Origin of the sequence: Parasphingorhabdus sp. (genome assembly GCF_039977335.1) — a bacterium.
Taxonomy (GTDB): domain Bacteria; phylum Pseudomonadota; class Alphaproteobacteria; order Sphingomonadales; family Sphingomonadaceae; genus Parasphingorhabdus.
In genome coordinates this window covers 56,060-77,635 of record NZ_JBDWDI010000001.1, presented here as the reverse complement: position 1 = coordinate 77,635, position 21,576 = coordinate 56,060, and the positions used below count along the sequence as shown (strand labels likewise).

The window sequence follows — 21,576 nt, the reverse complement described above, 5'->3', positions numbered from 1 at the left end:
TCATATCCGGCCAATAACAGTTTAAATAGAGCGGAGCCCGAAATATGAGCGAATGGACCTTGGGCATTATCGGCGGGTCGGGACTCTATCAGCTGGATGCTCTGGAAGATGCCAGTTGGATATCAATGGATACGCCCTGGGGTTCACCGTCCGACGAGCTGTTGACGGGGCATATTGGCGCAGTCAAATGTGTGTTCTTGCCGCGTCATGGCCGTGGACACACTGTCGGGCCGAGCCAACTGAATTTCCGAGCGAATATCGATGCGATGAAACGGGCGGGCGTAACAGATCTCGTTTCAATTTCAGCCGTTGGTTCACTGACCGAGGATATGGCCCCCGGAAATTTTGTGGTGGTTGACCAGTTTATTGATCGTACCTTCGCTCGGGTGAAAAGTTTTTTTGGCGACGGTTTGGTCGCCCATGTATCGATGGCTGATCCTGTTTGCCCGCGCCTTTCGGCTCTGGCTGCGGACGCGGCGCGTTCGGCTGGAGCCAAGGTGCATGATGGCGGTACCTATCTCGCCATGGAAGGCCCTCAATTTTCGACGCGTGCCGAAAGCCATATGTACCGCAGCTGGGGTGCCGATATCATTGGTATGACCGCTATGCCGGAAGCGAAATTGGCGCGGGAGGCAGAGCTGCCCTATGCGTTGATTGGCATGGTCACGGATTATGATTGCTGGCGCGAAAATGAGGCGGCGGTTGAAGTGGGGGCAATAATTGCGCAGCTGGGTGCGAATGCTTCGGCGGCCCGGGCGCTTGTCGAACATCTGGCGATTGCACTGCCCGAAAAGCGGGAGCCTAGCCCGATAGATAATGTGCTTGATTTCGCATTAATCACCGATCCGGCGATGCGCGACCCGCTCTTGACTGCAAAGCTGGATGCCGTGGCGGGGCGTGTTTTAGGCGATTAAGCCGAGCAGCTGGCACCGCCAAGAACACAAAAACGCGCGCAATGCGGGTGATTCAAAGCCACTTTGCGGCTTGCCTCAGCCAATGTTCCACCCATGTCAAATTGTGGATCATAAGGCAGCAAGGTGCATGCGGCGACGCGCGGGGTGGCTTCGCCCTTACGCTTTACGACCATGCGGCTGGATGCGCACATGATAGTGGCCGGATCGACGCTTAAAATGCTCCAGCATGCGTCCGTAATCTCAGCAATATCAGCCTGTGCATCCATTTCGGGAAACACCATTAGCTGGGCTGGATCACTCACTTCTATATTCCACCCTCGCGCCGCAAATAGCTCTTGATATCCGGCCTGTGCCTGAGCCTCGCTTTCACCCGCCACACGCCGTCCGGCAATCGCGACGTTAAATTTGTTTTCGGATAACCAATCAAGTCCGTCCAACGCCTTATCCCAGCTATTGGGTCCACGCTCTGCTTCATGTATTTGTTTGGTAAAATGATCAAGACTGACACGGAACGTTATACGTTCGCGCCCATCCAATGCCAGCAAATCCTTCTCAAATCGCCGCATTGGTCGCATGGCATTGGTCAGCACCAGCACCTCAAATCCGCGCGACAGGCATAGCCGCAATATCGGCATCATGTCCTTGTTCATAAATGGTTCGCCGCCGGTAAATGCAATTTCACGCGTGGGCAGATTGTCCGCCGCAATCTCGTCCAGAAATGCTTCCACTTCCGCTAGCGTGATATAGACCAATGCATCATTGGTCGGCGAACTCTCAATATAGCAATTTTTGCACGCCAGATTGCATAACGTACCGGTGTTGATCCACAATGTGTCCAGACCGGTCATCGCTACGCTGGCGCGCGTTTCGCCTTTGGCGGTCAGATGCTGATCGAGGAACTTTTTTGGGTCCAGTGGCTGCGTATCAGTGATGGAAAAGGGAGAAGGGTCTGACATATACCTCTATTCGTAACAAATCGCCTGTTTGTTACATGGCATTGCCGGTAACTGTAACCCCTTTGCTTCAGCCTGCGAACCAGTGGTGTTAAATTGCGGAGCCTCTCAATGAATCTTGAAAACAGCCAGAACTATTATGGCGAAGTTTTAGGCGGGTCTTCTGATCTGCTGACTGATGCCTGCACCATGGCCGATGCCCCGAATGCCCAAGTGAAGGCGGCATTGGGCAATGTGCACGAAGAAGTGAAAGGCCGCTATTATGGCTGCGGGCTGGTAACACCGCAAGTAATTGGCGGCGCGCGGATACTCGATCTGGGATCAGGGTCCGGGCAGGATGCTTATCTGCTGGCGCAGCTTGTTGGTGAAGATGGTGCTGTCGTAGGTGTCGATGCCACACCCGCGCAGCTGGAAGTCGCCAATCGGCATATCGAGTGGCATCGCGACCGCTTTGGCTATGCGCAAAGCAACGTTCATTTTATCGAAGGTGATATTGAAAAGCTTGGTGCATTGGATCTCGAACCGAACAGTTTTGATATTATCGTCTCAAATTGCGTTATCAATCTGGTAGCCGACAAAGCCGCTGTATTTCGTGCGGCATTCGATTTGCTGAAACCGGGTGGCGAGCTGTATTTTTCTGATGTCTATGCCGACCGCCGCGTGCCAGTGCATCTACTGGACGATCCCGTTCTTCACGGCGAATGCCTTTCCGGCGCGCTATATTGGGGTGATTTCATGGCACAGGCGAAGGGCGTTGGTTTCGCCGACCCGCGGCTTGTGAACGATCGGGTGCTCGGCATTGGCGATCCGCGCATTGCCGAGATGCTGGATGGCATAAATTTTCATTCGGCAACCTATCGGCTTTTCAAGTTGGAAGGACTGGAGCCCGAGTGCGAGGACTATGGTCAGGCCGTTATCTACAAAGGGGGCATAGCAGGCCAAGAGCGCGTGTTCGAACTTGATAAAGGCCATGCCATCGAAGCTGGCCGTGTGTTTCCGATTTGTGGCAATTCGTGGCGCATGTTGGCCGATACGCGTTTCGCACCCTATTTTGATTTTATCGGCGATTTTTCCCGGCACTATGGTGTGTTTGAAGGATGCGGCACCCAAAACCCATACACATCTGTTGCGAGCGGTGTGGAACCGGAACCGACATTTTGTTGCTGAAGCCATGAATATATTGCTGACCGGTGCTACAGGGACAATCGGCGGTGAACTTGCTGCGCGGCTGATAGCAGCCGGCCATGCTGTCGTCGCACTGATCCGGCAAACGCGCACCATCAAAGCGAATGACGGGCGGCTAATTGCCGCTGGTGATTTTGCTGGAGTGATGCCCGAAGCGGGCTGCATATCCAAACTGACTGGAGATGTAACGCTGCCGGGCCTTGGTCTGGACGACGTTACAATTGCATTGTTTGAACGTGAGATCGACCTTGTCATTCATAGCGCTGCGATTACAGATTTTAATGTCAGTGAAGCGGTGTATCGGAACGTCAATATTGGCGGTGTTGCCAATGTTCTTGCCACGTTGCGCAAGGCCCGTTTGCTCCACATAAGCACAGCCTATGTGTGCGGACCAAAGGATGGACCGATTGCCGAAGCACCCTGCGCTGCTGATCAGAAGTTCACCAATGGTTATGAACGATCAAAGGCCGCGGCAGAGGCGCTGGTACTTGCAGCCGAAAGGCGTGCGGTTATTGCTCGGCCCAGCATTGTTGTTGGGGCCCATGACGATGGTGCCTTTCACCGCTTTGATAGTTTCTATCAGCTCTTCCGTCTGATCGCTGAAGGCCATATCACACGGTTGCCGGTCTCCGACCAAGCGACGCTCGATTTCGTGCCTATCGACCATGTGGCGGGCGGACTGACGGACATTGTCGACAACTGGAATAGAGCCGAGGGAAAAATCATTCACCTGACATCGGGGGCTGCTGTTCCTGCTGCCGCGCTCGGCGAAGCGATTGGCCTGTTTGATCATCTCGATCCGCCAACAATATTGGCGCCTGAAATCTTCGCTCCGAACGAATTGCCCGCGTTGGAACGCCGTTTTTTCAAGCATGTTACCACTTACTACACCAGCTATCTTCAACGCTGCCCTGATTTTGGGACTGAGAATCTGCGTCATGTTAGCGGACGCACTTGCCCCAAAGTTGATCTGGCGGCCCTGCAAAGAATGATCGAATATTGTATCAAAAGCGGCTTCATCCGCGATGGCCGGGCGCAGAGTAAAATGGCTCAGAAAATATCTGGCTAGCGAATATCCGGATACTCATCGGCCAATCGTTCGCGGGCTCCCATGGCCCACATCATGCCGACTTTTAAGTATATCCAATTGGCACGCCACCGGCCCCATGCCGTAATCCGCCTGTCTGATGTCCAGACCCAGCGCGGTACCATACGGATTTTGCCAAAGCGGGACAGTTTGATGCAAAGATCTGCTTCTTCCATCACCACCAGGCGTTCGTCGCAGCCGCCAATTTCAAGGAACTGTTCCCGCCTGAAAAACATCGCATGGTCACCGAATAACAGTCGTACACCGCGAATGAACAGATGCGGCCGGGTGAGCAACGGCGCATACCATGTCTTAATCCAGTTATGCAGGGTCGAGCCCCAGCGCGTCCCCTGCGGTCCAGCAAGACGCGGTGTAAAGCTGGCCAAGCCGGTTTTCCCGTCCGCCATCGTCTTGCGTATCACTGCCACGGCATCCGGCGGTAATATGCTATCAGCATGCAACACGCAGACAATTTCGCTCTGGGCTTGATCCACTCCAAAATTAATCTGTGCACCGCGCCCCTTTTTCGGAGCAGTTAAGACCTGAAGATTCTCAGCCTTCACCAGCTTGATAGAATTGTCTGTGCTCCCGCCGTCGATAACCAGAATTTCATCCGGAGGAGGGTCCAGCGATCTGACGCAATTCAAAGTACCGGGCAATGCCAGTTCTTCGTTAAGCATGGGGATAAGGATCGTAACCCGGTTCATGTGGTCAGCCATGGCCATCGATCCAGATCCTCGGGACGGTCGCAGTCATGCAATGTTTCCAACATCTCAAATCCAATATCGCGCGCTCGCAGATGATCGAGCGTGTCGGGCATAACATGTTCCGTGCTCCAGCGTATATCCTGAAACAAAAAGGGATAGGGCTTTGCTATGCCGATAAGATAATAGCCGCCGTCATCAGCTGGCCCGATCACGACATCGGATTTTTGCAACGCGTCAATCGCAGCATTCACATGGTCGGCGGTTAGATCTGGCGTATCTGAACCCAGAAATACGACTGGTGCAGGATCAATTGCGGCCAACAGACGGTCGGTCAGATCACCTTTCACCTGGGGCACATAAGAAAGGTCGCTTCCCAACCATCGCGCAAATGCTTTAGCATTGCCGCCGCTGTAACGGATTTCAACGCGCTGGCCTGTATGTTTGAGCGTCTTCACGGTTCGCTCGGTCAATCGTTTATGCGCTGCAGCTGCTCCGTCTGGCCCCAAGGCTGGGATTAGTCGGGTTTTTGCCGATCCGGGTACCGGATAACGGGTGAAGAGCACTAATCGAAAGTCGTTCATGAACCGGACTGAACCAAATTAGGCATATATTTGTGTTCCTTATCATGGCATTTGATCAGCCGATGGTTCGGTTGAGACTAGCATAGCGTTACATAAATTTCGTAATTTTCAAACCGATCTGTAACGAAATGCGATGTCGGCTCGAAATTCGGCTGAGGGATTAAAACCTCCGGACAAATTTTTAGGAGCGCGTTATGAAAAACCTGAGTTTAGTTTTAGCAGCAGCAGCGGTATTGGTTTCGGCACCGGCATTAGCGTCTGGCGGTGGTGGCGGCGGCGGATATAGCGGCGGCGGATTTGGTGCGTCTCAGCCACGCAATCCTCGCGAAGTGGCATATAGCAAAGGTAAAAGGGCGTTCAAAAAACGCATCACCTGCAAAAAATGTGCTTATAGTGGTGGCGTTAATGACGGCAAAACGGCACGCGAAGTTGCCGCAAAGGTAAAAGCAGGTGAATTCAAACTCAAAACGAAACAGCGGCAAGCTGTGCTATTCTATATCTCTGAACGGTATAGCATAGTCATTTGAACCAACCAGCCGCCGACGCGTATCCCAAACAAGAAAATATGGGGCTCCCAGCAATATTGACGGCGGGCGTCGCAATGATCGCAACCGTCGGACTGGTGCTGTTATCGCGAAGCGACGACGTTGGGATTTTGCTTTATGTCGCCTGGCTAAGTGTTGGTAGCCTGGCGGTTTTTGTTGGTATTTGGCAATCAAGGGAACTGACAGCAAAGACAGTATTTGTTGTTGCCCTGCTCTTGCACGTTGCGGCGATCTTTGGCTTTGCGGTTTTTGAAGACGACTATTTCCGGTTCATCTGGGATGGTTGGCGGCTGACACTAACGGGTTCACCATATGGTGTCGCGCCTGTGGAATTTTTTGGAAAAACCCTTTCCGATGGTGATCTTGCGATGACCTTGGACGGAGTTAACAATCCGCATCTACCGACAATATACGGCCCGACACTACAGTTTATATTTTCGCTCGCCTATCTGTTGGCAGGGACTGATCCGGTAGGACTGAGAGTCATTTTTGCAGCGATTAACTTGATCATGGTGGCTTTGCTGCTGCGATGGACCAGTCCTGAAAAAGCGGCATTATTTGCGTGGTGTCCTTTGGTATTGGCAGAAACCATCATTCACATTCACCCCGACGGGGTAATGGCGATGTTGCTACTCGCGGGCATATTGATCGGAAAGCGTTATCCGTTGGCGGCTGGCTTGTTCTTTGGGTTTGCTGCAGGTGCCAAAATAGTCGCGCTCGCCCTTTGGCCACTGCTCTTGCGAATGGGCTGGCGGGCGGTGGCATCTGCTATCGGAGTTCTGGCCCTTATCTATGGAATCTTCATCATACAGGGGCAAGGCGCAGGATTTGATTCGACCGGCGTTTTTGCGAGCGATTGGTATTATAATCCGATGGGTTTTGCGCTGCTGGATGCCTTGCTACCGTCGCCAATTGCACGGGTAAGTGCGGCGTTGATTGGCATAGGCATCATCATGGTCTTGCACGCCCGTACGCGCAGTTTGGATGTGGCACCCATTGCCACGATATTCGGCGCCATATTATTGTTCGCACCCGCAGTGAACGCTTGGTATCTGCTTTGGATATTGCCGTTCGCCGTAAAGGAACGCATGATCTGGCCGTTTGCCGCAGCGGTTATAATACCGCTTAGCTACCTGACAGGGTTAAACCTTGAGGACCCCGCACTACGCGATTTTGAAGTGCACGGATTAGCCTGGGCCGCTCAAGTTGTGATATTGCTGGCGGCCGTTTGCTGGGACTATCTACGCCTTCGCGGAGACAGGAAAACGAGCAAGCCGTTGGCAGCTGCGCTTACTCCAATAGCGCATCCCGAAATCGCAATCATTATCCCGGCCTTAAACGAACAAGCCTCGATTGGCGGCGTGGTTAGGGAGATTAAATCGCAAAATTGGCCTGCACCGCCTTGCGTCATTGTTGCCGATAATGGTTCTACAGATGATACCATCAAGCAAGCAAAGGCCGCTGGAGCGAAAATTGTCCACGAACCGAACCGCGGTTATGGGGCCGCCTGTTTGGCAGGCATAGCGGCCGTTCCGCAAGGTACCAATATATTGCTGTTCATGGATGGGGATGGTGCCGATGTACCGGAAGAAGGGCCTGGCTTGATCGAACCGTTGATCAACGGCAGGGCTGAACTGGTCATCGGCTCACGTGCGCTGGGGCAAAAGCAGGCAGGCGCCATGACCTTCCCCCAACAATTTGGCAACTGGCTTGCAACCCGTCTGGTCTGGCTTATTTGGGGCAAGAGAATGACCGACCTTGGTCCCTATCGCGCCATTAGAGCCGATGCACTTGATCGCCTGAAAATGGTCGATCGCGATTTTGGTTGGACGGTTGAGATGCAGGTAAAAGCCGTGCAGCAGGATATGCATATCGCTGAACGTCCGGCCAATTACCGCCGCCGCATTGGTGTCTCAAAAATATCCGGTACAGTGCGCGGCGTGGTGCTCGCCGGGCACAAGATCTTATATGTGATCGGACGGGAAGCTTTCTGCCGTTAAGCTTGCTCTGTTTTCCGGCGACGGCGGCGGATAACCCATATGATACCGCCAAACATGACCAGTAGAATGCCGCCAGCGGCCAGCCCTAAAGCAGGGTTTGACCTTATCAACCATATCGGCGAGATAAAGTTGGAGTTTTCGGCTGTACCCGGTCCTGTGCTGTCATTGAGCCGCCAGTCATATTCCAGGAATGTGATTTCCATATCGCCGCTATCCAATGCTTCTAAATCATCGGCGGACAAATCCAGGCTGTCAGCATATAGAGCAAAAAATTCATCGAGCGTTTCAGCGCCGCGCCAGCCTTGTTCAAAATCATCACCATACCAGTTGAAGATGCTCGACACAGCCAAGCTGCCATTTTCCAGACGGTTGCGACTGCGATCACTCAAGAACCCTTTGGTCATCATATCCAATTGTTGGTCGAGCTTGCTGCCGACAAAAGCTTCGTTGAGCAAGGACGGGCAACCTATGCTTGCGCAATTCACGCCAAAATGAATGCGCGGTTCATTGTAGAGCCCGCTGCCGCGAATGATATCATGTTCGATGTTGTCCAGCGATAATGTCTGGTCCAGCAAGGGGATAAAGGTCTTTTGCCAAGGCGACTGGGTTAAAGTTCCCAGTTCCTTGATTGATGTCAGATCCGGATAGCGTGTAAGAATTAGCTCGACTGTCCAGGCGTTATAGGCATTGATCAAGAAAGCCAACTGATCCGGTTTCGGCCATGCATCAAACTCTGTGCGACTGACTTTTGACATCAACTCGAGATAGGATTTTAGCGCCTCGCGATCCTCTTGAAATTGTCCATAGTCCACGGTTGACGAGCTGTTGTCAGGAGCCATTTCGACATTGTCGGACAAAAGATCATTCCAGCCTGAATGATCAAAATCTGCAGCATTCGCTGGCACGGAAACGAGAAGGGATACTAGCGTAATCAAGCGATGTTTCATGTCGGACCTTGTAAGATGATTATGTGACCAGTTTTGCGTGTATGACCAACATTCGCTCCAGAATCGCCAAGCGTTACAGTGAGTGACAAAATGGCTAGTCCTTTATGTCGTTACTCGTTTTTTTGCATCATGTATCAACCACATATACTGCCTGCTGATATAATTTCGCCAATTTATGTATTTCGCAGTGGCGAAGGGTGAAACCCAACCGGCCGAAAGTCTCCAGCCATTCAGCATGAGACCGGTTGCTGTGGGGATGGCCGATAAATTCCATATTGGTAATCTTGTCCGTCAGCTTGGTATAAGCGGCTTGAACCGGGGTATCATAGATATCTTCCATGATAATCAACCTCTTTGACACGCGGGCGGCCTCTCGCAATATATGTTCCGGATTAGGTGTATGATGCAGCATGGTTAGGAGCAACGCAGCGTCAAATGACCGATTCTCAAAAGGCATTTCGTCGCCATCATAGACAATAGGCTTCAGGTCGTCGGTAATACTGTTATCTGCAATATCCAGCGCGGTAACGTCCAGCCCCTGTTCGCGAAAAACCTCTACAACACTGCCCGGACCAGAACCGACTTCAAGCAAATGATCTTGAGGCTCTATCCAGTTTTTTGTTAGTCGATATTTCCGCTGGGCATCGATTTTCCAAACGGCGAATACGGCCGGGCCGATCAGAGGGATTTTCCAAAATAGCTGCATTCAGTGTCGCCTGGTGATAATATCAACTAATATTCGCACCGTAAGGGCCATTAGTTTCACTTTCAGGATATAGGGCAGTTTTCGCGCGATTCCAAAGCGTCCCATATACCTGCCATAGGGTAATACGGTGATAAGTATAAAGTCCGCTTTGGGCGCAAACGCGGACATTGGAAAAACTCTGCTGTAACCAAAAACTCTTCTCGCACGAACATTGTTTATCAGGATGCCGGTTCTCGACCGATCCGGCTGTGTTTGAGGGAGTTTTTCATGACGTACATGCTCGTTAATCAACGTGACCTTGAATATCTAACCACCATTGCTGAACAGGGCAGTTTTGTTAGCGCAGCGCTTCAATGTAACGTCACGCAACCGGCACTATCCAATCAAGTGCGCAGAATTGAAGAACGGCTCGGTTTGGTTCTGTTTGAACGATTGCAGAACGGCGTGCAAATTACCCAGGCGGGTCAAAGGGTGCTCGATTCCGCGCGGGATGTCCTTTGTCAAATGCGGGATATGGCCGACGTAGTTCGGGCGTGTCAGGATCCGCTCTCGATTCCCGTCAAGCTGGGGTTTTTCCCAACATTAGCCCCCTATGCCGTACCCCTGCTTTGCACCGCGTTGCGAGAGTCTTGCGATGGCATCAATATGATATTTAGCGAAGCCTATTCGGAACAATTGATAGAGCAAATTTTAGCCAAGGATATCGACGCCGCAATGCTTGCCCTTCCGGTTAATGTGGAAGGCATTGATAACGTACCAATATTTCTGGAAAACCTTTATCTTGCAGTACCCAAGGACCATCGCTTGGCAAATTTCTCTTCTGTTACTGAAGAAGAATTACCACTCGGCGATCTTATCCTTCTTGATAAAGGACATTGCCTCCGCGACCAGGCTTTGAACCTCTGCGATAATGATAGCGTTGGATCGAATATTCCAACGGACCTGCGAGCGACGAGTATGGAAACTGTGGTGCAATATGTTGCGCACGGATTTGGCTGCACCTTGCTGCCCGCATTGGCCGCACAACGATATGCAAAACATGAACCGGATTGCCGTTTCATCAAGATCGATTCAGATCGATTCAATAGAACCATTGCCTTTGCACATCGCACGGGCTGTCCGAGATCTTCTTTAATTCCGCCGATTGTTGACGCCGTCAAACAAACTTTTCCTGACGATGTGATTTCCTTTATCGGCGCCTGATTTTTTCGATGGCTAGCGATTCACGAACCGCGATTCTTTGAAAATCAAGCGCTCTTCGGAGCAGAAAAATATAGACGAAATATGCGCTCTCGCTCGGGGCGTATTTTTCGTGTCTTTTCACCATAAGCATATGATATATATGAATATTATTGTCATTTCTTTTGGTGATGACCGCCAATTCAAATTGGAATTGGAGCACTCTGAATTGTCTCTTTAAACGCTGCTGCATCTGATCGGCATTCCCGTCCAATCAGTTCTTTTTACAATTTTTATGGAGACACAATCTAATGACCCCCGTTTTGAACCGATCCACAATATTTAACAGATCAGTATCGGCTGCCGCTTTGATCATCGCGATGACCGCGATCCCTGCGCAGGCACAACAGATTATCAACAATGGTGACAATATAACCGTCACGAGTGGTGCTGATGGCGAAACAATCACCGCAGGCATTGGTGTTATTAGCGCCGTCGACGCCGCACCTGTGGTTGTCGTCAATAATAATGATGTAACCGTCAACAATGACGGCACTTTGCGTACCACTGGTGTGACTCAAACAATCCAGGTAAATCAAGGCACGACTGGCGCGACAATAAACAATGGCGTGTCCGGCGTTCTAGAGGCCGATTCCCGCGTCGTAAATTTTGATGGCACGGACGCGACATTAAACAATGACGGTATCATTCGCGGAACCGGTAGTCAGCGTAACGGGGCCGTTTACGGCAACCGGACATCGAATAATATCAATATTAACAACAGTGCAACCGGCCTTATTGATGCAGGCATCGAAGGCGCTGGCATCGCGATTGAAGTCGGCGGTGGCGGAGCGCCACGTGGCGGCACGATCGTCAACAACGGTACTGTTCAAGGTCGCGGTCAAGCGGCTCCAACGGGCGGAACTGCCGGTGACGGATTGCGCTTTTTCGGTCCAGGATTGGCTCCTGAATATGTCTACAATGGCGACATAACAAATGGCGGAACAATCAACTCTGAATCGCTCCAAGGTCCTACTGCAGGTGTCCGCTTTGCCAACCGTATCGGTTTCCAAGGCACATTAGACAATAGCGGCACAATTTCAGGCGCAAATAACGGCCTCTATTTTGGTAATGATGCCGATCACACCGGCGGCATTGTCAACAACTCTGGTACGATTTCATCTGACAGCCGCGCGCTGAACATTGATGGCGCAGGTCTGGTTGTGAACAACATCGCCGGTGCTCAAATCATCGGTACCTCAAACCAGCGTAACGGTACGGTCTATGCCGATAGCACTGCGCAAGACTTTACCCTGAACAACGACGGCATCATTGATGCAGGCGCTGGCAATGAAGGTGCTGGCTTCTCTGTTGAATTGGCTGCTGAAGGTAACGCCTTCGACATCAACAATACCGGAACCATCCAAGGTCGCGGCACTGCCGGTGCTGGCCTTACCACAGCCGGTGACGGCGTACGTTTCGAACGTGAGCGGGTTGCTGGCGCGCTAGATGGTGCGACTACTGGTTTGTTTACGGGCAACATTACCAACAGCGGAACAATCGACAGCGAAGGCGATAGCGGTACAACTGCCGGTATCCGCTTCGTGAACGGTGTAAGCTTCAATGGAACAATTACCAACGAAGCTGGCGGCACGATCTCTGGCGTTCAAAACGGCCTATACTTCGGTAACGCAACACCAGCCGGCGGCGGCGATTTCACCGGCGCTGTCGTGAACAATGCTGGTACCATCTCATCGGGCAGCCGAGCGCTGAACATTGATGGTACGGGTCTGGTAGTGAACAACACCGGCTCGATCATTGGTACAGCCAACCAACGCAACGGTACGGTCTATGCCGACAGCACTGCGCAGGATTTTGTTCTGAATAATGATGGCATCATTGATGCAGGCGCCGGGCTGGAAGGCGCGGGCTTCTCAACCGAATTATCTGCCGCAGGCAACGCCTTCGACATTAACAATAGCGGTACGATCCAAGGTCGCGGCACCGCTGGTGCTGGTCTGACCACTGCTGGTGATGGCGTACGCTTCGAACGCGCCCGCAATGCCGGTGTTTTGGACGGAAGTAGTGTTGGTCTGTTCACGGGCAACATCACCAACTCTGGTACCATCAACAGTGAAGGCGATAGCGGCACAACCGCCGGTATCCGTTTCGTAAACGGTGTTAGCTTTAACGGTACCATCGAAAACCAAGCCGGCGGAACCATCTTCGGTGTCCAAAACGGCCTGTACTTCGGTAACGCAACGCCAGCAGGCGGTGGTGACTTTACCGGCGCTGTTGTTAACAACGCGGGCACTATCTCATCGAGCAGCCGTGCACTGAACATTGATGGCACGGGTCTGGTTGTAAACAACACTGGTTCCATTCTTGGAACAGGCAACCAGCGTAACGGTACCGTCTATGCGGACAGCACGGCTCAAGACTTCACTCTTAACAACGACGGGACCATTGATGCAGGTGCTGGCAACCAAGGTGCTGGCTTCTCGGTCGAGCTTTCGGCAACAGGCAATGCTTTTGACATTAACAACACTGGTACCATTCAAGGTCGCGGTACGGCCGGTGCTGGTTTGACTGCTGCTGGCGACGGCGTGCGTTTTGAACGCGCTCGCAATGCCGGAGTGTTGGACGGAAGCTCTGTTGGTCTGTTCACAGGCAACATTACCAATTCGGGAACCATCGACAGTGAAGGCGATAGCGGCACAACTGCCGGTGTTCGTTTTGTGAACGGAGTGTCATTCTCTGGAACCATCGACAATCAAGTCGGCGGCACGATTTCCGGTATTCAAAACGGCCTGTACTTCGGTAACGCAACGCCAGCAGGCGGCGGTGACTTTACCGGTGCTGTTGTGAACAACGCGGGCACTATCTCATCGAGCAGCCGCGCACTGAACATTGATGGCACGGGTCTGGTTGTAAACAACACTGGTTCCATTCTTGGAACAGGTAACCAACGCAATGGTACAGTTTATGCCGATGGCACAGCCAATAACTTCACATTGAACAATCTTGCTAGCGGCATCATTGACGCGGGTGCCGGCAATCAGGGGTCTGGTGTATCTCTGCAACTTGGTAATGCTGATGGTGACGTGAGAAATATCTCACTGACCAATGCGGGAACGATTAACGGTCGCGGTGATGCCTTGGCATCTGGCGCGACTGCCGGTCTGCGGTTATTCAACGGTGCGGGCGCTGGGACCAGCGTAACGGTCAATGGCGACATTGATAATAGCGGCACAATCACTTCAGAAACAGCGGCGGCACTGTTGATCGAGAATGTCAATTTTACGGGCACTTTCACCAACAACGGAACCTTGACCGGGACGAGTGCGGTTGATGCATCGACGGCATTAGGCGGATTAACATTCGTTCAAAACGGCGGTGCGCTTAATGGTAACTTTGTTGGTTCGGCTTTTGCCGACGGTCTTGCTTTTACAAGCGGCTCGTCGACTTTGGCCGGTGATGTACAAGGCGGTGTCGATGTTACTGTGGATAGCGGAGCAGAATTGGCCATTTCGGGCATTCGGGCCGTTGATGGTGACTTTACATCCAATGGTACGTTGGCGTTCGAATTGGGCAATGATAGCCTGGCTATTGCTGGCAACAGCAGCTTTGGCGCGGACAGTGTGATCAATATTGAAACTCCAACGGACGTTGCCAATCTCACCATTGGTGCGCCAATTAATGTGGTAACGGAAACAGGCACGTTCACAGATAATGGTCTAACCGTGAATGTGGCTGATGATGACTTCCTGCTTGATTACACAGTGCAACTGGGTTCGGTGACTGTAACGCCAACTGCTGTTGATCTGTCTGCGGTGAGTGCTGATGCCAATATTTCTTCTTTTGGAGGAGCGCTGACATCGGCATTGTCCAACAATCGTTTGGCCGGTGACGTAGCAAACAGCCTAAACAGTTCGGCTGATCTGGCAGCATTTGAAGCATCGGCGCTTGGCTTGTTGCCCGCTATCAATGATGGTGTTGCAAGGGAAATTTTTGAAACCCAGCGTTTCTCTAGCTCCTTGCTCTCACGCCGTTTAGATGGTGATGCAACCGGAATATGGGGTCAGGCATTTTACCGGACCTCTGACCGAGACGCGCAAAGTCAATCTGCGGTTGGATATGATGGCGATGCCTTGGGCTTCACCCTTGGGCTCGACACCAAACTGAACGAGAAGCTGACTGTTGGTCTGTTGCTCAACTATTCTGATATCGATGTGGATTCAGATGGTGTTGTTGGCGCAGAAAGCGACATAAACAGCTATCAGATATCTGGTTATGCTGGTTTGGATCTTGGCGCTGCCTTTGTAAATGCTGAACTGGGATATTCATTCAGCGATGTTGATAGTCGCCGTAACGGTATTACCGGTCTGATCTCCAGTGAATCGGATGTGGATGGTGTTATCGCCGCCGTTAACGGCGGATATACGCTGGAAACCGGATCATTCTCGATCACGCCGCATGCCGGACTGCGCTATGCCAGCCTGTCTCAGGATGCGTTGACCGAGACTGGCGGGTTGGGGCTGACTCTAGATACGGATCGTACAGACTTCCTCGAAGGTACATTGGGTCTGCGTTTGGCCGGTAAGGTTGATGACAGTAAAGACCTGTCCATCGTGCCTTACGCTAACGTCGCCTATGTCTATGACTTTATCGGTGATGGTCTGAGCGTAAACGGAAGCTTCAATGCCGGGCTCGACACATTCCGTCTAACCTCAGCAGAACCTTCTGAATCCCGTTTTGATCTTGGTGCCGGACTGAACCTCGTCAACAAGGGCGGGTTCAGCATCGGAGCTGAATATCAGGGCCGCTTCGCCTCTGATTACCAATCTCACTCGGGTAACATACGGGTCCGCTTTGAATTTTAATCAAAGCAATATGGTGTTCTCGGGAGAGGAACGGGGGACCGGCTGGTGCAGTGCATCAGCCGGTTTTTCTATGTCCGCTTTCGGAATGTAGCGGTTGTAACATCGAAAGTTCAAATAGTGACCAGCAGCTCCAGACAATTATTCCGCACATTCCCAACATCATTTGATACCTGCACAACGTCCAGATCACCGCGATAGGGCTTTGCCAAAGGCGTCGCATCTTTACGCAACACATTTACCGCGCCAAGGACCGTCAGCCGATTAGCCGGATCACCATTCGTGCACATGATGACAGGGTTTTAGGCCTGGATGACCTGTGCTGGATTGACGAAACGGAACTCAAGAACCACGCCTCCGACCATAGTGGATCGGCAGACCGCGGCGATATGATTGTCCGCCGTCTCAAGGAAATTGGCGAGCCATCGGCGGCCTGAGCGCAAGTTTTCGGATTGTCGGCGCAAGCGGGGATGACGGTTTAAATCGTCAGTAGTGGGAACGGCTAGATTGACTCCTTCGCCCATTGGAGATTGATTCAACCAAACACTAGTGTCCGCTTTGAGCGCAAAAGCGGACATTGCTTCGAGCGGGTGATCAATGATACTCTTAGACGGATATATTATTGGTCGCCTGAATTGGAATTTTTCTCTAGCTCAGATATCAATTCGGCGACGTTGAACCATTGCGAGTTAACAATATTGACGACAGACTGACACACCAGACAGGAGACTATTCATGTTCTTGCACGATATCGGGATTATTCCCGACAGTACAAAAGGTAGCTCACCAAGTTCCGACAAACACGCAATTACAAATTTGTCGCGTCGCGGTTTTGTTGTCGGATCCAGCCTGTTTGTCGTCGGCGTCGCTCTTGTCGGCTGCTCCAGCTATGAAGAACCCAAAATTGACCCCGATGCGATAAACTTGCCGGAAGCAGGCCCTAGCCCATTGACGGAGGTTAAAGGCGGCGACGCGACTCCGGCTTTGTGGATTGCAATTGAAGAGAACGGTGCCGTCAAAATCACCTGTCACCGCTCGGAAATGGGCCAGCAGGTATGGACTGCAATGGCGCAGATTGTTGCCGATGAGCTAGAGGCCGAGTGGGACAAAGTCAAAATCGTACAAGCCGAGGGGCATGAACGCTATGGTGATCAGAATACCGATGGGTCGCGGTCGGTGCGATATAATTTCCACCGGTTGCGCATCGCTGGAGCTGCCATGAAACAGATGTTGACCGAGGCAGCGGCAACCTATTGGAAAATGAAACCGTCACAATGCACCGCTTCGCAGGGCCTCGTCAGCAATAGCGAGAATAGTGATACTCTGTCCTATGGCAATCTAGCGAAATTGGCGGCCAGACTGCAAGTTCCAGAGGAAGCAGATGTTGCCCTCAAAGATCCTAAGGACTGGCGCTACATCAACAAGGAAATCCCATCGCTAACCATTCCGCTTATCACTCGCGGAGAAGGCACTTTTGGTATCGATGTTGATAGACCAGGGATGGTCTACGCTGTCGTAGCCCGGCCGCCTCAACTGTTTGGCAAAACTGGTGCGGTCGGTGACGCGGACGCATTGGCGGTCCCGGGGGTGCTGCAAACCGTGAAGCTACCCGACGCCAAGCCACCAGCTCTTTTTCAACCACTAGGCGGTGTGGCGGTTGTGGCGACCGATACATGGGCTGCCATTCAGGGGCGCAATGCACTGGAGGTAGACTGGATCGACGGTCCCAACGCTGGTTATGATTCTGAAACATTCGCCGAACAGATGAAGACGACCGCAAAGCGGTCTGGTACAGTTAGGCGCAAACGGGGCGATGTGGCTTCGGGCCTAGCAAATGCTGCGCAGCGGGTTGAAGCAGAATATTACGCACCGCATCTTTCACAATCACCAATGGAACCGCCAGCGGCGACGGCTGAATGGGATGGTGAAAAATTGGAATGCTGGGCTTGTGTGCAAGACCCACAGGCGACGCGCCAGACCTTGTCCGATCTGCTAAAAATCGACAAAGAAAATATCACTGTTCACGCTACCTGGTTGGGCGGCGCTTTCGGTCGCAAATCCAAGCCGGATTTTGTCGTCGAGGCGGCGCTGATCGCCAAGGAAGTCGGTAAACCTGTCAAAGTGACTTGGACACGGGAAGATGAAGTTCGTCACGGATATTATCACTCGGTGAGTGCGCAACGGCTCGAGGCCGGATTAGATACAGACGGAAAATGTACATCCTACCTCCATCGCACCGTTTTTCCGCCCATTGCCTCCACCTTCGTGCCCGGCATGGATGTACCAACAGATGGAGAAATGGGCTTGGGAGCGACTGATGTGCCGTTCGCGATGCCCAACCTACAAGTGGAATCCGGTAACGCGAAAGGCCATGTCCGGATCGGATGGCTGCGCTCTGTATCCAATATCTATCATGCTTTCGCGGTCCAGAGCTTTGCTGCGGAAATGGCGCATGCGGCTGGGAAGGATCAGAAAGACTATTTGCTGGAGCTAATTGGAGATGCCCGCACGATAGACCCTAATGCTGAAGGAGCAACTTACCCAAATTATGACGCCTCTCTCGAAGAATATCCAATCGAAACGGCACGGCTTACCAATGTGGTGAACAGAGTCTCCAGCATGGCAAAATGGGGTCGCAAGATGCCGTCTGGACATGGTTTAGGGATTGCCGTCCATCGGTCATTTCTTTCTTACATCGCAACCATAATTGAGGTGGCAGTCACGCCGGAAGGCGCCCTGACCATTCCGGGTGTTTGGCTTGCCGTTGATTCCGGTACAGTTATCAATCCTCGCCACGCTCGCGCGCAAATGGAAGGTGGCACAATTTATGGCCTATCCAACGCGCTGTTCGGTGAAATAACCGCCAAAAACGGCGCTGTAGTGCAGGATAACTTTCCATCCTGGCGGGTACTACGAATGGGTGAGGCTCCTAAGGCATTCGAGGTGGAAATCGTCAAATCAAATAGCGCTCCCGCCGGTGTCGGTGAACCAGCAACGCCGCCTGCCGCACCAGCGCTGACTAACGCAATATTCAATGCCACCGGCCATCGGATCAGAAAACTACCGATTATTGGCGCAAGCGGCAGTCGTCTGACTTTGCCAACTGAAGCAACCGCACAAGTAGAGGAATAGGTCATGACCACAACACTGAACATCAATGGAAAAGACGAAACGGTGGATGCAGCGCCTGGTACACCATTGCTCTGGATCTTGCGCGATCATCTGAAAATGACAGGTACAAAATTTGGGTGCGGCGTTGCGCAATGTGGTGCCTGTACCGTGCATGTTGACGGGGCCCCAACTCGGTCCTGCATTACAGTGCATGACTCACTTGAAGGCGCTAAGGTAACAACTATTGAAGGTGTGACAGGAAGTGCGGCTGATGCCATTCGGGAGATTTGGGTAAAAAATGATGTTCCGCAATGTGGCTATTGCCAATCGGGTCAGATCATGGCGGCAACGGCGCTATTGGCGGAAAATTCCAGTCCGAGTGATGAAGATATCGACGCTGCGATGAGCGGTAATATCTGCCGCTGCGCTACCTATATGAGCATCCGCCGGGCGATCAAAGAAGCGGCTGGCTAAAACCGCTCACGGATTGATGCGACGGCCTTGCAACGTCGTCTAGAAATTCTATTTGATATTCTTTTTTAGGATAGAATAGTCATAACGTTAATGTCTGCTATGGGCGCAAAAGCGGACATTACAGATAAGAAGGCTGCCATTCCGCTCACGACCCAAATTCGGACATTTCGGCTTACTTCTCTAAACGTCCGTCAAGGGCGCAAAAGCGGACGTTAGAAACACTGAAACGCTAAGTCCGCTGACGATCCGTCTCTACTCAGTTCTAGCAGTCTTCAAGGCAATGAGTTTTTTTGTAACCAATTGAAGGAATACTGCGAATTGATAACATTGGCGTCAACACGCAAATGAAGAGGGGTGGACTCAATCATGAATAGAGCGAGAGGCACAGCGGCTGGGTTTGGGTGTCGAGGCAAGCGAGCCTGGTTAACCTCGGTTATGGTTTTTGCTTTGGCTTTCAACCTGCTGGCCGCGCCGCTATTCGCTCACATCCGCAGCGATCAATCAACGCCTTTATCGGTGCAAATGGAAGTTTCTAAGTCAGGCAAGTCTGCCAGTCTATTGCACGATATCTGTCCATGCCCGACGATGATCGAAGGCGCTGACTGTGATGAAAGCCTCTGCTCAGGGTTGATTGCAAGTATCCAGTCAAATCCGGGCGCTTTTCTACGCCAGCCTCAAGTACAGCGCCCCTTAAGCGCTCTGTTGGACAAGTACGGACAACCTGATTATCCGCCTCCACGTCTGATTGTTTGAACTGAGTGGCTGACAAGCCAAATTTGTTTCAAACAATTAGAATAGGAAAATAAAATGCTTAAATCACTTTTGAGTGAGACACAGAATCCTGCGTCGCTCCCTGATATCACCAACAAGGCTGCCGCAATACTACGGGTAGGCCTCGGTCTCGTATTTGTTGCCGGGGGATGGTGGAAACTCTCACGCGCCATTGATTCCACGCAATCCGGTGATTTTGTTGCTCGGTACATGGCTGACAATGGTTACATCAACGGCTTCTTTGCTGACTATCTGTTTGCGTCAAGAGACGCTGTTCTCACACCGCTGAGTTTTTTGACGATGCTCTCGGCCTTCGAACTGCTGTGTGGCATTCTTCTATTGGCCGGACTGCTGGTTCGTCCACTCAGCATTCTATATGCATTTCTATTGTGGACTTTTGTGATCGCTCTCCCAGTTGATGTGATCGGCTCTGCTGGCCCTGACGAAGCTGGGTACTTCTCGCCTGCTATCCTTGTGCAAATTCGAGACATTGCAATGTCGGGAATGTTTCTCACTCTGATAGCCTTGGGCTCTGGAGCCTACTCACTCGATCGGAAGTTGTTCGGACGCGGCGCACATTCTGAACGAGCCACATGGGATGATATTGGTTTGGTACTGCGAGTTTCGCTTGCCCTGACTTTCTTGGTTGCAGGCTTTTTTGCAGGCTACGACCACATCAAGGTTTGGTTTGACGTGCCGTTCTTGCTGGCAGTGGTTGGCATTGGCCTCGTTGCCGGACATGGCACTCGCATCTTTGCGATCATCGCCGGTCTGATCGTTGTCTACTATTGCTTCGGTAAGATCGATTTCGGAAACGCGCCTTGGGACAACTTCAACGCCATAAAACGGGAGTTAGCCTTTATCGCTTCAAGCGCTGTTCTTGCAATTTGGGGCGGTGGTGCTCACCTTAAAGCGATCAATGCAATTCGCGAGCCAGTAGCTGTGCTGTTCGGCCAGAAGGCGAACGCATAGTTAGCAGTGTTCTTTGGGGGGATGCCATATTATGTCATCTCCCCATCCTCATCCTCTAGGTGTCCGCTTTCGGGATGTTGCGGACGTTGAATAACAATGTAAGTTTGTGTCATGGCTATTTACAAACGCGATGCTGTTCTACCAGATTGGGAACCAATGCCATGGACGATGGCTTCAAAGGACGCAGATAAGCAGGAGCAAGGTTTTCACGAACGGGCGATGAAGCCGACAGTCTGGCAAAAAATACGATGGAATCGAGTGCCTGAAGGCGGGATTTTCGGACATTCAGCGGATTTGCTTCGATCAAAGGATGTTAGTTGGTTCACCTCTTTCGAGGAGGAGGATTATATCCTGATCGACAACACGTGGTTTGGATTTCCTGACCCACCTCGATGGGGACTTGCATCCCGCCGTTCTGGTCAGGACACTTTACCTTGGCAACATTGGGGCCATTTTCCCGATGTGCCTCTCGCGTGGATATTGAAAGACTAATGCTAATGCCCGCTCTCGGGATAAAGCCGCCAATCGGTCAAATCTCAAATGATCAGATCAGAGAGAATTTCC

The 21,576-nt window shown here is 51.9% G+C and carries 17 protein-coding genes; 11 read left to right on the top strand and 6 right to left on the bottom strand.

Going from position 1 to position 21,576, the window contains the following annotated elements; translation table 11 throughout:
* Window positions 1–44: 44 nt before the first annotated feature.
* A complete protein-coding gene (locus ABJM21_RS00355; RefSeq protein WP_348301766.1) occupies window positions 45–914 on the top strand; it encodes an S-methyl-5'-thioadenosine phosphorylase in 870 nt (289 codons plus the stop codon).
* On the opposite strand, the gene ABJM21_RS00350 is transcribed toward ABJM21_RS00355, so the two are convergent.
* Complete coding sequence (locus ABJM21_RS00350) at window positions 911–1,870, bottom strand: radical SAM protein (protein ID WP_348301765.1); 960 nt, start codon at window positions 1,868–1,870, stop codon at window positions 911–913. The genes ABJM21_RS00355 and ABJM21_RS00350 overlap by 4 nt on opposite strands.
* A gap of 108 nt (window positions 1,871–1,978) precedes the next feature.
* Here ABJM21_RS00350 and ABJM21_RS00345 point away from each other — a divergent pair, with 108 nt between their 5' ends.
* Both ABJM21_RS00345 and ABJM21_RS00340 read left to right on the top strand, forming a co-directional pair.
* The gene (locus ABJM21_RS00345) at window positions 1,979–3,034 is read left to right on the top strand and encodes a methyltransferase domain-containing protein (protein ID WP_348301764.1); all 1,056 of its coding nucleotides are present in this window, start codon (window positions 1,979–1,981) and stop codon (window positions 3,032–3,034) included.
* A gap of 4 nt (window positions 3,035–3,038) precedes the next feature.
* Window positions 3,039–4,121 carry an SDR family oxidoreductase gene (locus ABJM21_RS00340; protein ID WP_348301763.1) on the top strand — a complete coding sequence of 361 codons (1,083 nt, stop codon included), beginning with the start codon at window positions 3,039–3,041 and terminating at the stop codon, window positions 4,119–4,121.
* On the opposite strand, the gene ABJM21_RS00335 is transcribed toward ABJM21_RS00340, so the two are convergent.
* Entirely contained in the window at window positions 4,118–4,864 is a 747-nt protein-coding gene (locus tag ABJM21_RS00335) for a glycosyltransferase (RefSeq protein WP_348301762.1), read from the bottom strand. The genes ABJM21_RS00340 and ABJM21_RS00335 overlap by 4 nt on opposite strands.
* Entirely contained in the window at window positions 4,843–5,427 is a 585-nt protein-coding gene (locus ABJM21_RS00330) for a TIGR04282 family arsenosugar biosynthesis glycosyltransferase (RefSeq protein WP_348301761.1), read from the bottom strand. Before ABJM21_RS00330 ends, ABJM21_RS00335 begins: the two co-directional genes overlap by 22 nt.
* A 194-nt stretch (window positions 5,428–5,621) precedes the next feature.
* Here ABJM21_RS00330 and ABJM21_RS00325 point away from each other — a divergent pair, with 194 nt between their 5' ends.
* Window positions 5,622–5,954: a hypothetical protein gene (locus ABJM21_RS00325; protein WP_348301760.1), complete on the top strand. Its 333-nt coding sequence runs from the start codon at window positions 5,622–5,624 to the stop codon at window positions 5,952–5,954.
* 38 nt (window positions 5,955–5,992) lie between these two features.
* A complete protein-coding gene (locus tag ABJM21_RS00320; RefSeq protein WP_348376459.1) occupies window positions 5,993–7,972 on the top strand; it encodes a glycosyltransferase in 1,980 nt (659 codons plus the stop codon).
* On the opposite strand, the gene ABJM21_RS00315 is transcribed toward ABJM21_RS00320, so the two are convergent.
* Together ABJM21_RS00315 and ABJM21_RS00310 are read right to left on the bottom strand one after the other, a co-directional pair.
* Entirely contained in the window at window positions 7,969–8,919 is a 951-nt protein-coding gene (locus ABJM21_RS00315; protein WP_348301758.1) for a DUF547 domain-containing protein, read from the bottom strand. The genes ABJM21_RS00320 and ABJM21_RS00315 overlap by 4 nt on opposite strands.
* Before the next feature lie 127 nt (window positions 8,920–9,046).
* Window positions 9,047–9,625, bottom strand: coding sequence for a methyltransferase domain-containing protein (locus tag ABJM21_RS00310; RefSeq protein WP_348301757.1), 579 nt, complete (start codon window positions 9,623–9,625; stop codon window positions 9,047–9,049).
* Between the two features lie 252 nt (window positions 9,626–9,877).
* On the opposite strand from ABJM21_RS00310, the gene ABJM21_RS00305 reads away from it, so the two are divergent.
* Entirely contained in the window at window positions 9,878–10,828 is a 951-nt protein-coding gene (locus ABJM21_RS00305) for a LysR substrate-binding domain-containing protein (protein ID WP_348301756.1), read from the top strand.
* Window positions 10,829–11,115: 287 nt separating this feature from the next.
* Entirely contained in the window at window positions 11,116–15,687 is a 4,572-nt protein-coding gene (locus tag ABJM21_RS00300; protein WP_348301755.1) for an autotransporter domain-containing protein, read from the top strand.
* A 110-nt stretch (window positions 15,688–15,797) separates the two neighbouring features.
* On the opposite strand, the gene ABJM21_RS00295 is transcribed toward ABJM21_RS00300, so the two are convergent.
* The gene (locus ABJM21_RS00295; RefSeq protein WP_348301754.1) at window positions 15,798–15,974 is read right to left on the bottom strand and encodes a hypothetical protein; all 177 of its coding nucleotides are present in this window, start codon (window positions 15,972–15,974) and stop codon (window positions 15,798–15,800) included.
* Between the two features lie 445 nt (window positions 15,975–16,419).
* On the opposite strand from ABJM21_RS00295, the gene ABJM21_RS00290 reads away from it, so the two are divergent.
* The 4 genes from ABJM21_RS00290 to ABJM21_RS00275 all read left to right on the top strand — a co-directional run bounded on the left by ABJM21_RS00290 (window position 16,420) and on the right by ABJM21_RS00275 (window position 21,504).
* Window positions 16,420–18,816: a molybdopterin cofactor-binding domain-containing protein gene (locus ABJM21_RS00290; RefSeq protein ID WP_348301753.1), complete on the top strand. Its 2,397-nt coding sequence runs from the start codon at window positions 16,420–16,422 to the stop codon at window positions 18,814–18,816.
* Between the two features lie 3 nt (window positions 18,817–18,819).
* Complete coding sequence (locus ABJM21_RS00285) at window positions 18,820–19,269, top strand: (2Fe-2S)-binding protein (protein WP_348301752.1); 450 nt, start codon at window positions 18,820–18,822, stop codon at window positions 19,267–19,269.
* An 807-nt stretch (window positions 19,270–20,076) separates the two neighbouring features.
* Window positions 20,077–21,012 carry a DoxX family protein gene (locus ABJM21_RS00280; protein WP_348301750.1) on the top strand — a complete coding sequence of 312 codons (936 nt, stop codon included), beginning with the start codon at window positions 20,077–20,079 and terminating at the stop codon, window positions 21,010–21,012.
* A gap of 111 nt (window positions 21,013–21,123) precedes the next feature.
* Window positions 21,124–21,504 carry a hypothetical protein gene (locus ABJM21_RS00275; protein ID WP_348301749.1) on the top strand — a complete coding sequence of 127 codons (381 nt, stop codon included), beginning with the start codon at window positions 21,124–21,126 and terminating at the stop codon, window positions 21,502–21,504.
* Window positions 21,505–21,576 lie beyond the last annotated feature (72 nt).